Origin of the sequence: Azospirillum sp. A23, from assembly GCF_042938965.1 — a bacterium.
GTDB classification, from domain to species: Bacteria; Pseudomonadota; Alphaproteobacteria; order Azospirillales; family Azospirillaceae; genus Azospirillum; species Azospirillum melinis.
Map to the genome: position 1 here is coordinate 199797 of NZ_CP170663.1, position 15933 is coordinate 215729.

Annotated in this window: 6 protein-coding genes and 1 pseudogene; all 7 read right to left on the bottom strand. The window is 71.0% G+C overall.

Annotated elements, in window-relative coordinates; genetic code table 11:
* Positions 1 to 159 precede the first annotated feature (159 nt).
* Positions 160 to 5208: pseudogene (locus tag ABNQ40_RS00845) on the bottom strand (beta-ketoacyl synthase N-terminal-like domain-containing protein); the annotation flags it as partial.
* Positions 5205 to 10478 (bottom strand): SDR family oxidoreductase, encoded by a 5274-nt coding sequence (locus tag ABNQ40_RS00850; protein ID WP_391345331.1) that lies wholly within the window; start codon positions 10476 to 10478, stop codon positions 5205 to 5207. The gene ABNQ40_RS00850 and the pseudogene ABNQ40_RS00845, both read right to left, overlap by 4 nt.
* Before the next feature lie 58 nt (positions 10479 to 10536).
* Positions 10537 to 12138, bottom strand: a complete 1602-nt coding sequence (locus tag ABNQ40_RS00855) for a PfaD family polyunsaturated fatty acid/polyketide biosynthesis protein (RefSeq protein ID WP_109051149.1) — start codon at positions 12136 to 12138, stop codon at positions 10537 to 10539.
* A 193-nt stretch (positions 12139 to 12331) separates the two neighbouring features.
* A complete protein-coding gene (locus ABNQ40_RS00860) occupies positions 12332 to 13507 on the bottom strand; it encodes a porin (RefSeq protein ID WP_109491096.1) in 1176 nt (391 codons plus the stop codon).
* Positions 13508 to 13549: 42 nt separating this feature from the next.
* Positions 13550 to 14296: a hypothetical protein gene (locus ABNQ40_RS00865; RefSeq protein WP_199235391.1), complete on the bottom strand. Its 747-nt coding sequence runs from the start codon at positions 14294 to 14296 to the stop codon at positions 13550 to 13552.
* Entirely contained in the window at positions 14293 to 14736 is a 444-nt protein-coding gene (locus ABNQ40_RS00870; protein ID WP_391345334.1) for an SET domain-containing protein, read from the bottom strand. Before ABNQ40_RS00870 ends, ABNQ40_RS00865 begins: the two co-directional genes overlap by 4 nt.
* Positions 14737 to 14767: 31 nt before the next feature.
* The gene (locus ABNQ40_RS00875; RefSeq protein ID WP_109051147.1) at positions 14768 to 15922 is read right to left on the bottom strand and encodes an SDR family oxidoreductase; all 1155 of its coding nucleotides are present in this window, start codon (positions 15920 to 15922) and stop codon (positions 14768 to 14770) included.
* Positions 15923 to 15933 lie beyond the last annotated feature (11 nt).

The window sequence follows — 15933 nt, forward strand, 5'->3', positions numbered from 1 at the left end:
GGTGCCGACGATGCGCGGCGCCTCCAGCCGTGCCGGCAGGGCGTGGCGGCCCTGGCCGAGCGGCCAGTCGGGCACCAGCCGTACCGCGAAGGCGCGGCAGTGGAAGACCTTGAAGCCGTCGGCGCTGCACAGCAGGGCGGCGCGGACGATGGGTGTCGGACCGTCCTCGATCTCCTCGACGAAGACCTCGTAGACCAGACGATGGCCGGTGTCGGGGATCACCTGCCCGCGGCAGACGAAGCGGGCGGGCTCGTCCGGCACCGGTTCGAACCGCCAGGAATCGCGGCCGATGGTGAAGCCGCCCGCCGCCATGAAGGTCGCCACCGCCTGCACCGCGCCCTCGGCCATCAGGGTGCCGGGCATGCAGGGATCGTTCTTGAAATGGCCGGCATAGAACCACGCATCGGCCGGCACATGGCTTTCGGCGCGCAGATAGCCGCGGCCCCAGGGACCGCCCTGCGGTTCGAAGACGGTCACGCTGTCAATCAGGCGCATGCGGCCCTGCGGGATGGCCGGGGTGCGCTGGTGGCTGCCGGCCAGCTCGAACCCCGCGCCGAAGCAGGCGAAGGCCCGGCCGGCGGTCCAGAGGTCGAGCTGTTCGGCGGTGAAGGAGCGGTGGCGCGACGGGCAGGGCAGTGGGTCGAGGCGGGCGTCCTCCCTGGGCCGATCCTCCTCGGCGCTCCACAGCACGCCGCCGGAGTTTGCGAGTTCCCGGTCGGTGAAGAAACCGGCCTGACCGTTGCGGACCGACAGCACCAGCCGGTCGCCGATGCGGCAGTCGTAATGGAAGAAGAACAACCCGACCTCGCCCATGCGGGCATGGCCGTCGATGTGGATGTCGTAGCGCAGGGTGTCGCCGACCCTGGGCAGACCACCCTCAAGGTAGGTCATCTCGCAGCCGAGCAGGCGGTAGACGCGCTCGCCCCTGTTGCGGAAATCGGCGCCCAGCCAGGAGACCAGCAACAGGTCGGCCTGCCCGGATTCGATGGCGATGCCCACCGGCATGCGGCCGTTGTGCAGATACCAGGCGTCGGCCGTGACGTCGGTCTCGGTGACGATGGAGCCCATGCCCATGCTGCCCGGCTCGCCGGCGATGGAGACGACGCGGTCGACCAGCAGCAGCGGCGGTTCCGGCATGCGGACCTGACGCGCGTAGCCGTCCTGCTGCGCGAACAGCGGGCCGAAGATGTCGGAGACCTTGCCGGAGGCGAGGGTTTCCAGCTGGGCGCGGTTCCAAAGGGGGGCAAGTCCCCTCTCCCCCCCGGGGAGAGGGTTAGGGTGAGGGGGAACCACAGCGACCGTTTCCCGAGAATCCACCCCATGCATCCCCCTCACCCCGACCCTCTCCCCGGGGGGGAGAGGGAGGGCGGACGGCGTCGGCACGCCGAAGCCGTGCAGGTAGGTCCGGTGCAGGTCCGACGCGATGGTCAGGTAACCGGTGTGAAGCTCCGCCGTGCGGGCGAGGATGCGGGCAATCGGGCTGTCGGCCGGCGGGACCTGCGCTGACACCGTTTCGGACACGACCGGCTCCGGCACCTCGTCCAGGGGGCGGCGTGCGGCCAGATCGGGGGGCGGAAGGCCGGCGACCGGCGGCAGGGGCGGTGCGGGGGGCATCGGTTGTCCGAGCGTCACCACCACGGGGGCGGCATGGGCGGGGAAGGTCAGGGGCTGGGCCGGCGGTGCCGCAACCGGACGCTCCAGGCGATGGGCGACCTCGGCCATGGCAGGGTCAAGTCCGGCGGCGAACAGTTCGGCCGCGACATGCGCCAACTGCTCCAGCGGCGCGCGGCCCGGATGGTCGAGGCTGACCGCCAGATGGTCGCGGCCGGACAGGATCGCGGCGATGGAGCGGGTCAGGGCGTTGCGCGGGCCATGCTCGACGAAGATGCGCACGCCATCGTCATGGGCGCGGCGGATTGTGCGGGGGAAGTCCACCCGCTCCACCGCCTGCTGGGTCAGCGCCTCGGCGCAGAGCTCGATGGACGGCGGATAGGCTTGGGCGAAGGCGTTCGCGTAAAGGGCGACGCCCTCGGGCGCGGTGGTCTGTCGCCGGTGGATGCGGCGCCAAACCGGGGCGCAGGGCTCCAGTTCGGCGCAATGCACCACCATGTCCTGGCCGAGCGGCAGCGCGCGGTGAGCGCCGAGGCGGGCGATGGCCTGCCGGCAGGATTCGGCATCGCCGCCGATCACGCAATCCTGCGGCGCGTTGACGATGGTGATCGAGACGCGGGGCAGGCCGGCCAGCGCCGCTTCGACCTCCTCGACGGGGGCGAGCAGGCGCCAGTTGCGCCAGTCCGCGGCACCCGTCCGTCCCCAGCTTTGGGAGGCGGCGAGGCAGTCGCCGGTCAGATGACGGCCATAGAGGCCCGATGCGTCGATCTCCGCGAACATGGCGTCCATGTCGGTCCAGACACCGGCGGCGAACAGCGCGTTGGTCTCGCCGGAGGACAGCCCGAGCATCGCCTGGGGCCGCAGGCCGAGGATGCTGCGGCTGACCTCCGCATGGGTCTGGCAGAGCAGCGCACAGGTCTGCAATTGCGCCATGGCGTCGAGCGGGGCGGCGGAACCGTAGAGCCGTTCCGCAGCGTGGGCCAGGACGGGGAAACGCTCGGTGACGGTCCGGCCGACGTCGGGCATCGACAGGAACAGGTCGCGGCCCATGCCCTCGTAGGCCGCAGCGGCCCCGGTGAAGGCGAAGGCGAGCGTGCCGCCCAGCGGCTGTTCCCGGAAATGGATGCCGTCGGCGACGGCCGCGCGGCCTTCGGCCAGGGCGAGCGCGCGGGACAGGGTATCGGCTTCCCGGCCGGATTGGCAGGCGAAGGACAGGCGGACGGGGCCTTGCCCGCCATCCTCGCCGCGCCGGATGCGCCCGCACAGGTCGGCCCGGCTGCCGGCGGCAAACCAGCGCAGGCGGACGGCGGGGGGAGGCAGGGCCGGCCGGACGATGCCGCCGCTTTCGACCAGCAGCTTGTCGGCGGCTCCGCCCAGCGCCTCGACGGTGACACGGGTGCGCAACGGTCCGGCGCCCAGCCAGGGACGGGCGGGGCCGTCCGCGGGCTGCATGCGCCCGCGGCAGGCGACGATGGCGGCGGCGACATGCAGCAGGCCGGACGCGGCATGGGCATGGCCGAAGCGGCGGGTGACCGGGCTGGCGCCCTGCGGGCCTGCGAGGGTGAATTCGGCGCCACCGGCATCGGACAGGTCAAGGATGGCGTGGATCGGCTCCCCCGCGGCCTCGGCGCACTCTACCCGGCGCAGCACCAGGGCGACGGCGGCGTCGCCGGCCGTCGCGGGGTCGGGGTGCAGGGCGGCCAGCGCGCTGCGATGGACCGGCTCGCAGGACAGGTCGACCGCGCCGACGACCGCGGCGTCCAGCTCTCCCGTGACCAGAGCGCGGGCGGCGATGCGCAGCCCGGCGAGCCCCGACAGCTCCTCCGCCGACACCGAATGGCTGGGGCCGCGCCAGTCGAACTGTGCGTTGAAACGGTTGGCGACGATGTTCGGCATGGTGCCGATGACGCCGGCCGCGTTCAGCGGCGGGCCGAGCTCGACGCTGGCCTCCGGGCCGCAGAGGCCGGCAAGCCGCACGCCCAGCCCGCGTCGCGCCACCTCGGCATCGCAGCCCATGCCCATCAGCACGCCGGTGGTGGCCGCCGCCAGGGGGGGAGCGGCGGCTACCGCCTGCGCCACTGCCTTCATCGCCAGCAACTGCTGGGGCAGGGCATGGCGCAGGTCGGCGGGAGGGACGCGGGCGGTGGCGAGGTCCAGCGAAATGCTGTCCAGGGCGCGCTGGCCGTCCCCGGCCGGTGGGGCTGCCGACAGGGCGGCGGCGAAATCGTCCGCGGCGGTGACGACGGCCAGCCCGACGACGGCCACGCGCAGAGGGGGCGGCGCGACGGCGGCCACCTGCACGGACGGAGTGGCGGGATGCCATTCCTCCAGGATCAGATGCGCGTTGTTGCCGCCGAAGCCGAAGGCGCTGATGGCGGCGCGGCGGGGACCGTCCGCCTCCCATGGCTCCTCCCGGTTCAGCAGGCGGAAGGGCGAGGCGGCGATGCCGTCCAGCGGGGCGGAGCCGGCATGCAGGGTGGGTGGGCGGATGCCGGCCGCCATCGCCTGGATCACCTTGACCATGCCGGCCAGCCCGGCGGCGGCGATCAGGTGGCCAAGGTTGGATTTCAGCGAACCGATGGGGACGCCGTCCAGCCCTTGGAAGATCCGGCCCATGCTGGCGATCTCGGTGGCGTCGCCCAGCGCGGTTCCGGTGGCGTGGCATTCGACCAGCGACACCGCCTCCGGACCGAGGCCGGCCTGGGCATAGGCCGCGGCCATGGCGCGTTCCTGCCCGCCGGCATCGGGGACCAGGAAGCCGCGGCTGCGCCCGTCGTTGGACAGGCCGATGCCGCGGATGACGCCGAGGATGCGGTTGCCGTCGCGCACGGCGTCGTCCAGCCGCTTCAACACCACGCAGGCCGCTCCCTCGGCGGGAATCAGCCCGTCGGCCTCGCGGTGGAAGGGACGGCTGCGGCCGGTCGGGCTGAGGGCGTTGAGGGCGGTGAAGCCCATGTGGAGGAACAGATCGTCGCCGCGGTTGACGCCCGCTGCGATCATCAGGTCGGCATGGCCGTCGCGCAACTGGTCGCAGGCGAGCTTGACGGCGTAGAGCGAGGAGGCGCAGGCGGCGTCCAGGCAGAAGGCCGGACCGTCGAGGCCGAGCGCGCGGGCCGCCAGCCGGGCCGGCAGGCCGGAGGAGAAGCGGTTCGCCGGATTGGGCCGCTCGCGGTCGAGCCACACCGCCTCGGCATAGGCGCAGAGGCTGGCGGTGGGGTAGGACAGGTTGCCGGCGATCAGGCCGCACCGCCCCTGCGGCGCAACGGTCAGCCCGGCCTCGCGCAACGCCTCGCGCCCGCAGTGGACCAGCCAGAGCACCAGCGGGTCGAGGCCGGCCAGATCCTCGGCCGGGCAGACGAAGCCGCTGGGATCGAAGACGGCATCGAAGCCCTGGACATAGCCGCCGCGGTCGGTGGCCGAGCGTTCCGGCGCCTGCGGCGACAGGGCCTGTGCGGTGTCGACACGCCAGACGCCGGGCGGCACCGGACGCAGCAGGTCCCGCTCCTCGACAACGGCCCGCCACAGCTCCGCCGGGCTGAGGGCGCCCGGCAACACGCAGCCGTGACCGATAATGGCGATGGGCGGAACGCGGCTCATGCCGAGCGGCCGATGCAGGAAACGACCGGGTTTCTCGCAGGGGGCTGGGCCAGTTCGCGCAGCATGAAGGCGGCGCCGTCGTCCGGGGCGATCAGGCCGACGGACATTCGGCGGAAATGCTGCTTCAGCGCCGGTCCGACCATGCCGCCGTCCCACGGCCCCCAGGCGATGGCCTTGACCGTGCAGTCGGGGCGGCGCGCCGCCTCCGCCCGCGCCACGGCGTTCAGGACGCCGTTGGCCATGGCGTAGTCGCACTGGCCGGCATTGCCGTGTAGCGACGCGATGGAGGAGAACAGGCAGATGACGCGCACGGGGTCCTGGCGGGTCGCCTCCAGCAGGTTGGCGATCCCGTCCACCTTGGTGCCGAAGACGGCGTCGAACTGCTCGCGGGTCTTGTCGCCGATGCGCTTGTCTGCCAGCACCCCGGCGCCATGGACGATGCCGGAGATCGGGCCGGCCTCCGCCCGGACCGTCGCCAGCGCCTGGGCGACGGAGGTGGCGTCGCGTATGTCGGCGCGGCAGTAGCGGACGCGGGCGCCGGCCGCTTCCAGCCGGCGGAGCGTGGAGCGGGCCTCGTTGGCGGCGAGGATGGTTCTGACCATCGCTTCGATCTCGCGCGGCGGCTTGCCGGCACCGGGGCCGGCGATCACCGCCCGGCGCACCGCCGTCTCGTCAGCATCCTCGGAAAGGCCAGGCAGGACCGGGGCGGCGCCGGGGTCGCTGCGGCCGAGGATGACCAGGGTCGGGCGGATATGGCGGGACAGCTTCTCCAGCGCCACCGCGGTCACGCCGCGGGCGCCGCCGGAGACGACGATCACGGCACCCTCCGGCAGCGAAAGCGGGCCGTCCGCCGCTTCTTCCTGACGGAGAGTGCGGACGAGACGCCGGCCGTCGGCGGTCAGCCGCAACTCGGCATCGCCGTCGCCGGTTGTGAGTTCGGCCGCCAGGATTTGCGCCAGTTCGGCGGCGGAGCGGCTTCCGGCCTCCAGGTCGATGGCCTTGACCCGCGCCGCCGGCCATTCATGCGCGGCGGTCAGGACGAGCCCGCCAAGCCCAAGCCAGGCATCCCGGCCATTCTGGACGGTGACGAAGGCGCCGCCGGCTTCGCCCAGGCGGAGAGCGACGGCCTTGGCTGCGGCAAGCGCGCGCCAGTGCAGGTCGGCGCTCGACGCGGCATCGGCGCCGTCGAGGCCGGCCAAAAACAGCACGCCGTCGTCCTGCGCGCCCGGCTCTTCGGTGAGGCGGGCGGCGATGCCCTTGGCAGACAGCAGCGTCACCAGCTCGGCCGCGACGCCGTCGGAATCCGGAATGACGGCGATGCTGGTCAGGCCGCGCAGCATGTCGGCTCCGGGAGCTTTCCGGTCCTCCAGCACTGCGCAGGTTCGGAGGGTGCCGGACGATAACGCGGGCAGGGCCTGCGACTGCGGCGTCTGCGGGGCGGTGGGAGCGTCGCCCCTGATGCGCGCGATCACGGCGCCCACGGTCTTCAGCGCGGTCAGCTCGCGCATTTCGACCGAGGCGAGGTCCGGCAGCCGTTCGACCAGAGCCGAGAAGATTTCCACCTGCTTGATGGAATCGATGCCGAGGCCGGCTTCCAGCTCCATCTCCGGGCTGAGCATCTCGACGGGGTAGCCGGTCTTCTCTGCGACCAGCCCCATGAACAGCGTGCCGACATCGACGGAGGGCGCGGCCGGTTCGGTCACTGGCGTCACGGCTGCGGGCGCTGCCGTGACGGGCGCCGGGGCCGGAGTGCCGCCGCGGCGGTCGGCGATGGCGAGAATCTGGCCGATGGTCTTCAGCGCGTTCAACTCGCGCATGTCGGCAGTGCCCAGTGCCGGGATGCGCTCCTGCAGGGTCGAGAAAATCTCCACCTGCTTGATGGAATCGATGCCGAGCCCGGCCTCAAGCTCCATCTCCGCGCTCAGCATCTCAACCGGGTAGCCGGTCTTCTCGGCGATCACCGCCAGAACCGTGTCACGGGCGCTGGCCGCAGGCGGAACGGGGACTGCCACAGGCTGCGGGACTGTTGGAGCCGGCGCCTGCCGGTGCATCGGCGGAGTGGGTGCCGCCACGGGGGCGGGAGCCAGGGCCGGCATTGGCTGCGGAGCGGCGATGACCGGTGCGCCCGGCATGACCGGCGCAGGCGGGACGGTGAACGCAGGCTGCTGCGCCGGAACGCCGCTGAGGCTCTGGATCGCCTGACCGGCGACGGCGAGGAAGGCCTGATGGCTCTCGGCGATGGCGCGCTGGAAGGCGGCGTGGGCATCGGCGACATGGTGATAGATCGTCTCCACCGACGCGGTGGCGACGGGGGTGGGCGCCGGCTGCGGAGCGGGGGAGTTCGTGACCATGATCGGGGCTTCTTCGATGGGCTGGGACTGGACGGCGGCGGATCGGACCGGTGCCGGGGAAGCCGGCGCGGCCAGAATTGGCGCGACCGGTGTGGGAGCGGGCCGCGGCGGGTTGGGCTTGGGCAATGCGGAGGCGCCGCCCTGGGGCGGATAAATCTTGCCGAAATTGGCGCCGGAGATTTGGACCGCGGCGGGCGACGGCTTTTTGGGTTTGCGCTCTTCGGCGAAGCCGGCCCACAGCGCTTCGAAATCCAGGCGCACGCCATGCACCGCCAGGGCGCCCAACCCGTCCAGCAGGCTGAGGACGCCGTTGGCTCCGCGCCGGTCGAACGACACGGCCAGATGCGGGCGGCCGTCCAGGCATTGCGCCACGAGACCGGTCAGCACGGCACCAGGGCCGACCTCCACGAAGGTGCGGACGCCGTCGGCATACAGCGCCTCGATCGTTTCGCGGAATCGGACCGTGCCGGCGATCTGCCCGGCCAGCAGGTCGCGGGTTTCGCTGTCGCTATAGGGGGCAGCGGTGAGATTCGCATAGACCGGGATGGCGGCGGTGTCGAACCGCGTGTTCTCGAGGACGGTGCGGAAGCTCTTCGACGCCGCTGCCACCACCGGAGAATGGAAGGCGCTGGCGACCTTCAGGCGGACGGCCCGTAGCCCCTCGGCCTCCAGCAGGACGACGGCGCTCTCGACCGCCGCGCGGGCACCGGACAGAACCACCTGTTCCGGCCCGTTGTCGTTGGCCAGAACCACGTCCAGCCCGTGCAGAAGAGGGGCGACACGCTCCCGTCCGGCGGCCACCGCGATCATGGCGCCGTCGCTGCCGGCCGCCGCGGCTTCCATGCAGCGGGCACGCTCGCCGGCCAGGGTCAGGGCCGTGTGCCGGTCGATGGCTCCGGCGGCGCAGAGTGCGGTGATCTCACCGAAGGAATGGCCGGCGACGGCATCGGCGCGGAGGCCGGCGCGCTCCAGCACCGCCAGCAGGGCGAGGCTCGCCGTCCCGATGGCGGGCTGTGCATGCAGCATCCGGGTCAGGAGGGCATCCTGAGCGTCGGCCTCCTCGCGGGTGAAGGCGGGCGGCGGGAAGACCACGCGGTGCAAGGGCGGCTGGCCGGGGGCGGCGGGCAGCGCTGCCTGGGCATCCCAGACGGCCCGCGCCTCGTCGAAGGCGACGGCCAGATCGGCGCCCATGCCGACATACTGGCTGCCCTGGCCGGGAAACAGGAAGGCGATCTTGCCGCCGGTGGCTTCGCCCACCGCCAGATGGATGCCGGGGGTGGAGAAGGGACCGGACTGGCTCAACGCCGTCGCCAAGCGCGCCTCGAACTGGGCGGCGTCGGCGGCGACGATGGCGAGGCGATGACGTGCGGCAGGGTCGAAGGCGATCCGGCTGTCTCGGGCGACCGCTTCCAGCCCTTCCGCTTTCACGCGCTCGGCGAGTGTGCGGGCGGCATCGGCAAGGGATTGCGCGTCGGCACCGCCGGCCAGCACCAGCGCACCGCCGGCCCACAGGCGGGAAGCGGTGCGGGACCCGGAATATTCCTCCAGCGCCACGTGATAGTTGCTGCCGCCGAAGCCGAAGGAGCTGACGGAGGCGCGGCGGGGGCCTCCACCCTTCACCCAGGGACGCGCGCGGGTGTTGAGGTAGAAGGGGCTGGTTTCCAGATTGAGGCGGCTGTCGGGCCGCTCGACCTTGATGGTGGGCGGCAGAACCTTCTGGTGCAGCGACAGCGCCGCCTTCAGCAGACCGGCGGAGCCGGCAGCGGCCTTGGTATGGCCGATCTGCGATTTGATCGAGCCGATGGCGCACCAGGACTCCGTTTCCGCATCCGCTTCGCGGAACACCTGGGTCAGGGCGGTGAACTCCGCCAGATCGCCGGCACGGGTGCCGGTGCCGTGGGCCTCCACCAGTTCGACGCTGCGCGGACCATAGCCGGCGTCGGCATAGGCGCGGCGCAGGGCGACCGCCTGCCCTTCGGGACGGGGAGCATAGACGCTGGTGGCGCGCCCGTCCGACGAGGAACCGATGCCGCGGATAACGGCATAGATGCGGTTGCCGTCACGCTCGGCATCCTCCAGCCGGCGCAGGGCGAACAGGCCCAGCCCCTCACCGACGATGGTGCCGTCGGAGGCGTCGGAGAATGGCCGGCAATCGCCGCTCTTGGACAGGGCCGGCGTCTTGCTGAAACACATGTACATGAAGATGTCGTTCAGCGCGTCGACGCCGCCGCTGATGACCATGTCGGAATGGCCCAGCTCCAGCTCGTTCATCGCCATCAGCAGGGCCGACAGCGAACTGGCGCAGGCGGCGTCCACCACGCAGTTGGTGCCGCCAAGGTCGAGGCGGTTGGCGATGCGCCCCGCCACCACATTGCCGAGCACGCCGGGGAAGGTGCTTTCCTGCCATTCCACATACTGCGAGGCGATGCGGTCGCAGAGGGCGGTCACCTCGGCTTCCGGCAGGCCGGCTTCGCGCAGGGCCTTGACCCAGACTGGCCGTTGCAGCCGTGCCCCCATGGTGCCGACCAGTTCGGTGGCGGAGGCCACGCCCAGCACGATGCTGGTCCGGCTGCGGTCGATGTCGCGGAACCGGGAGCGGCAGGCCTCGTCCAGCACCTCCTTGGCGACGATCAGCGCCAGAAGCTGCGCGGTGTCGGTGGCGGCCAGCGCCTGGGGCGGGATGCCGAACTCCAGCGGGTCGAGCGTGGCCGGCGGCAGGAAGGCGCCGCGCCGGCAATAGGTCTTGTCCCGCGCCGTCGGATCGGGGTCGTAATAATCCTCCACCAGCCAATGGGTGGCCGGCACGTCGCCGATGCAATCCCGTCCGGCGAGAATGTCGCGCCAGAAACCGTGCGTGGTGCCGGAACCGGGGAACATGGCGCCGATGCCGACGATTGCGATGGGATGGCGGTTCTTCAAGGCCGTCTCGGAGGTTCGAAAGGGAGGATCAGGGGGGCGAAACCGGCGCGTCGGCGGGTCAGGCCAGCCGGCGCGGCACCCAGGTGAAGGCGGCGGCCGGGACCGGCAGGCCGGCCGTGCGCATCTGCTGGGCGCGGGTCACCACAGCGGCACCCTCCAGCAGGTTGCGGGCGATCTGTCCGACGCTGCGGTTCTCCGCGGCTTCCAGGAAGCTGCCCTTCACCCAGTCGTTGAAGGCGCCCATGGCCGGGCCGCACCAGACCTGGAAGTCGTGGCGCCGGGCGGCATCGTCCAGCATCGGCCAGCGCGCGGCGTTGAACAGATACCAGCGGAAAACCAGCGCCATGCGGTGGCGGGGATCGGCCTCGGCCCGGGCCAGTTCCGCCGGGTCGCGGACGGCGAAATGCTCGCGGGTCTGGCGCCAGATCTCCTCCAGCGGAGCCTGGAAGACGTCGCGTTCCAGGGTCGCGCGCTCGGCCGCCGGCAAATCGTCCAGGCCGGAATGGCGACAATACAGCTCGTACAGGCGCTGGGCGCGGAAGGGGAACAGGGTGCCCCGCTTCATCACCTGCACCTTCACGCCCATTTCGAACATGTCGGCGGCCGGCGCCATCGTCACGTCCGTGCTGGACAGGTCGGCCAGCATGCGGCGAACCGACAGCGGCTGACCGGACTCCGCGGCCGACTGGTTCACCGAGCCGACGACGACATAGGCGGCCCCCATGGCGAAGGCGGCGGCGATGGCGGCGGGGGTGCCGAGACCGCCGGCGGCGCCGACGCGGATGTTGCGGTCATAGCCATGGGCAGCCACCAGCTCGTCCCGCAGGCGCTGGATGATCGGGAAAAGGACTGAGAGCGGGCGGTTGTCGGTGTGGCCGCCGGAATCGGCCTCCACCGTGATGTCCTCGGCAACCGGGATGGTGGAGGCGAGGTCGGCCTCCCCGGCGGTGAGGAGGCCTTGGGCGACCAGATCGGCCAGCATGCGCCGCGGGGCCGGGGCCATGAACTGGCGGGCGACCTCGGCGCGCGAGACCTTGGCGAAGATGTGGGTCAGGCGGCGGACCGCGCCGGTGGCCGGATCGCGGCTCAACCCCCTGGCGGCCAGCTCGACCACCGACGGGGTCAGCATCATGAAGGCGGAGGCCGAGACGCGGCGCACGCCCTGCTGCCGGAACAGGCGGCAGATTGCGGTTTCCAGCGAAGGGTCGTTGGGGCTGTGGATCAGGTTGGCGCCCCAGTTCGGCGCCTGGGTGCCAAGGGCCGCGTGGATTTCGGCGATCCCCTCCTGCACGCGCTGCGGCGACAGGCCGGCGCTGCCGTAAAAGCCCAGCAGGCCGGCACGGGCGGCGGCCACCGCCATCGCCGGCGTGGCGATGCCGCGTGCCATCTCGCCGGCCACATAGGCGAAGCGGCAACCATGGGTTTCCGGAAAAGCGCGGTCGCCCAGCCACTCTGGATAAAGCGGCGGCAGGGTGGCGACGGGATGAAGCTCGCCGCCGGCAAGATCCGGGGGAAGGCTCGAAGCTCCCAGCCGGCCGTCCCGGTTCCGCAAGATGTAAAGCGGTTCCCGCGCCCTTTGAGTCAATTCCAGGAGCTGTGACGGATCGAAGCTTGCCGTCGGCGACGCCAGTGGCGGCATTGCCGGCTCCAGACAGGTCATATCCACACCAACCCCTGATTATCTTTTTTCTTTATAAACAGCGGGCGGATTCTACCACAGATATAGTGCCGCGAAAACGGGTTACGAAGGGATGAACGGAATCCGGTGCGTAGCGTGCAGTGCGGTGAATGCTCCGGGGGGGCCGACAGGCCGGCATTCGGGCCGGCCCGTCAGGGTGCGCTTGTCCGGACTCTTAGAATGCCAGACGGGTGTCCAGCATCAGGATGTGCGCGCGGTCGGTCAGGTCGCCGCCGCTGGCCGCAGCGCCCGACAGGGTCGAGCGGACATAATCATACTCCAGCCCGGTGGTCAGGCCGGGGGCGACGGTCCAGGTGACGCCGCCCTGCCAGACATCGGCCTTGGCCGGCGTCGTCATGGTCGCCATGTCGTTGCCCAGCGCGCGCATGTAATTGGCGGCGAACAGCAGCGGGCCGCTGGTGTATTGGGCGCCGACGATCAGGTTCTGCTGGTTGCGCGACTGCGGGGTCCCCTTGGCATAGCCGCTGTCGCCGCTGTAGGCGTAGCTGACGCCGACCTTCGCCGGCCCATAGCCGACATTGGCGCCGACATGGAACGAGTTCAGATCCTCGAAGGACTGGCTGGCTATGCCGTCGCTCTGCCGCACCGCCTTGCCGGTCTGGTAGAAGGCGCTGGCCTCCACCGTCACGTCGCCGAAGCTGTTCTGGAAGGCGGCACCCGCCTCGACCACGTCGCGGAAGGCGAGCGCATCGCCCAGCGCATCCACCTTGCGGCGGTTGATCGACGTGTTCGAATCGCCGGTGCGCGGGGTGTAGGACACCGCGGCCTGCAAGCCGCCGAAGCTGGGGCTGATGTAGATGAACTTGGTCCCGGTGTCGTAGGACACCAGCGTGCGCAGGCTGGTCGCCGCTAGCGGCAGGCCGGCATAGGTGGACGAGCCGTGGAGGAACAGGATGCCGTTGCTGTCCGGGCTGCCGGCGATGCCCTCCGTGTTGGGGCCGATCATGCCGTATTCGTCGGACAGCCCGTTGATCACGCCGGCCTGGATGGTGCCGAAGGACCCGTTGGCGAAGAGGAAGGCGCGGTCGTTCTCCACCGTGCGGCTCGACACCGAGGGGTCGCCGTTGCCGGAGACCAGACGCAGCCGGGCGCCGTAGGTCAGCCCGTTGTCGGTGGTGGCCGACGGGGTGACGGTCAGGCGCAGGCGGTTGGAGAACTCGGTCGAGCGCAGCCCGCTGTCCTGCTTCTGGCTGACATAGGCGCCCTGGAAATAGGCGTCGCCGCCGATGGTCAGGCTGAACTCGGCCTCTGCAAGGGCCGGGGCGGCCTGAAGCGCGACGACAGCGGTGCCGGCCAGGGCTGCGGTGCGGAGAATGGAGATCTGGGACATCGGGCGCATCGGGATGGTCATTCCGGGAAAGAGCGGCAGGCGTCAGGCCGTCTGGTCAATGGGGAACCAGCGGCGGCCGAACGGGGTGAGGTTGTCGTCGGTCAGGCGGGCGAGGCAGAGGATTTCGACACTGTCGGCCCAGCGCGGGTTGAGGTGGCGGAACTGGGCGACCGCCGGGCTGTCGAGCTTGGCCTCGCTGATGGCGCGGGCCTCATCCGTCAGGCCGTAGCCCTGCCATTTCCAGTCCACCGTCCCGGTGTCGGGGTCGTAGTAGTGCGCGAAGCATTCGCGGCCGATATGGTCGCGCAAGGCCCGGTCGAGGTCGTCGAGCGTCCGGTCCGCGCTGGGCGTGTGGCGGTTAAACAGCATCGGCATGTAGCGGTAGGAGCGGTAGCCAACGGCGCTGTAGCTCCAGTACCAGAGCCGCCCCGACCGGTCGGCGCGCGCCCGCCCGACCATTTCGGCGACCATGGCGCGCACCAGCCCGTTCGACCCCCAGAAGCGCCGTTCCAGAATGCAATGGGCGGTGTGGAAGGCGCCGACGGCGGTGCCGGCGATCTCCGTTTCCTGACGGTAAACGGTGGCGAAGCCGACCAGCTCGCCGGTATCAGGATCCTCTTGCAGGACGCAGTGGTCGAGGTCGCCCAGCTCCTCGTTGAAATACTCCTCGCCGTACCCCTCGAACCAGACGCTGAGCAGGGCGAACATCACCGCCCGCCGTTCGGGAGTCAGGGCGGCGGGTTCGACGATGCTGGTCATCAGGGGGTGATGAGACGCGCGCGGCGTCATGCCGACGCTCCGGGCAGATCGCTGGCGGGCAGATCACTGGCCGACAGGTAGCTGGCCGCACCCGCCTCGCGGACATCGGCGCAAATGTCCTCGTAGTTGCAGGTGATCTCCTCGCCGGCGGCGATGGCGCGGCGGGTGACGAAGACCCGCCAGTCGCCGGGGTCGGCCCGGCCGATGGACGGCTCGTCGTCATGGTTGAGGAAGCGGGCGTCGTCGCCGGGAAGCAGGACGCCGACCCCGTCGATCACGCAGCCATGGAAATCCACCAGCCGGGAAAGCTGAGGGAACTCGTCCAGCAGCGCGTCGTCGGGGGCGAAGAGGCGGTCGATGCGGGCATCGAATCGCCACACCGGCGTGCCGGCCGCGACCGGCTCCTCGGCGAAGAGACCCAGCCCGTGGATCGGGCTGGATGCGAGGCGGGTGGGAATGAGGAGCGGCATGGCGTTTCGTTCCGGCGGACCCGTTGGCGCGTCAGGCGGCGGCGTTGGCGGGGGACAGCGACTCGTCGAACTCGAAGCTGGCGGCGTCGTCGACGAACTGCTCCTCGACGGTCGTGCGCGGCTGCTGCAGGCAGACGCCGATGTAATCGGCGAAGCGCGGCGGCGGGGCGAAGCCCTCTGACAGCAGGCGGCTGTTGTCGAAAGCGATGTCCTGGGCGGTGAAGCGGTGGTACTTGCGGCCGCCGGCGGCCATCGTCCGGTGCAGGATGTCGCGCTGCGGGAATGCCAGGCGATAGGCGCGGTCGAAGGGCTTCCAGCCTTCCGGACCCTTCGGGTCGAAGAAGCTGTAGGGGCGGGTGCCCTCATGGCCGTGATTGGCGAAGGCTTCCTCGAAATCGACCCAGGTGGTCCGGCTGCCGAGGCCGGCGGAGATGTGGTAGAGGTTGTGCTTCAGGTCGGGCTTGCGCAGCAGGTCGTGCAGACGGGCCGACGCCCAGTCGACGGGGACGATGTCGATGAAGCCGTCGGGCGAGCAGGGCAGGATGCCGGTGCGGTCGACCAGACGGAAGAACCAGAAGATGCTGGCGCTGGGACGCACGCCCAGTTGGGTGTGGCCGACGACGATGGACGGGCGGCAGACGACGATCGGCAGGTCGGGGAAGCCGGCGGCCAGAGCGCGCTCGGCGGCGGCCTTGCTGCGGGTGTACTCGACGATGTGCGGGGTGTCGTGGCCGGGGGCCGGGGCCTCGCTCACCATCTCCAGCCACGGCGTCTCGCCGCAGCAGAAGGCGGTGCCGATGTGCAGGAAGCGCTGGAGATGCTTCATCCGGCGGGCGCGGGCGGCGAGCGCCAGCGTGCCGTCGACATTGATCTGCCAGACCGAATGGCGGCTGTCGAAGGAGGTGTCGGCGGCGACATGGACGATGTGGGTCACCGCGTCCAGCCGCGGGTCGGTGCTGGTTGCCAGCGATTGCAGGTCGCCCGGCAGGATCTGGCACAGGCCGGCATAGGCATCGGCCGTGGCGCGGTCGACGCAGCGCGCGAGGTTGGAGGCGAGACGGGCGCGGCAGGCGGCCTCGTCGGCGCCGCGGATCAGCAGAAGGCAGTCCGCCGCGGACCCGTTCTGCACGGCGTCGAGGTAGAAGGAACCGCCGAGAAAGCCTGTGCCGCCGGTGAGAAGGATCATGGTGTGCCTCT

Bases quoted from the DNA above. Each gene is read 5' to 3' on its own strand.
- ABNQ40_RS00855 (WP_109051149.1), bottom strand. From the start codon at position 12,138: ATGACCTGTCTGGAGCCGGCAATGCCGCCACTGGCGTCGCCGACGGCA.
- ABNQ40_RS00860 (WP_109491096.1), bottom strand. From the start codon at position 13,507: ATGTCCCAGATCTCCATTCTCCGCACCGCAGCCCTGGCCGGCACCGCT.
- ABNQ40_RS00865 (WP_199235391.1), bottom strand. From the start codon at position 14,296: ATGACGCCGCGCGCGTCTCATCACCCCCTGATGACCAGCATCGTCGAA.
- ABNQ40_RS00870 (WP_391345334.1), bottom strand. From the start codon at position 14,736: ATGCCGCTCCTCATTCCCACCCGCCTCGCATCCAGCCCGATCCACGGG.
- ABNQ40_RS00875 (WP_109051147.1), bottom strand. From the start codon at position 15,922: ATGATCCTTCTCACCGGCGGCACAGGCTTTCTCGGCGGTTCCTTCTAC.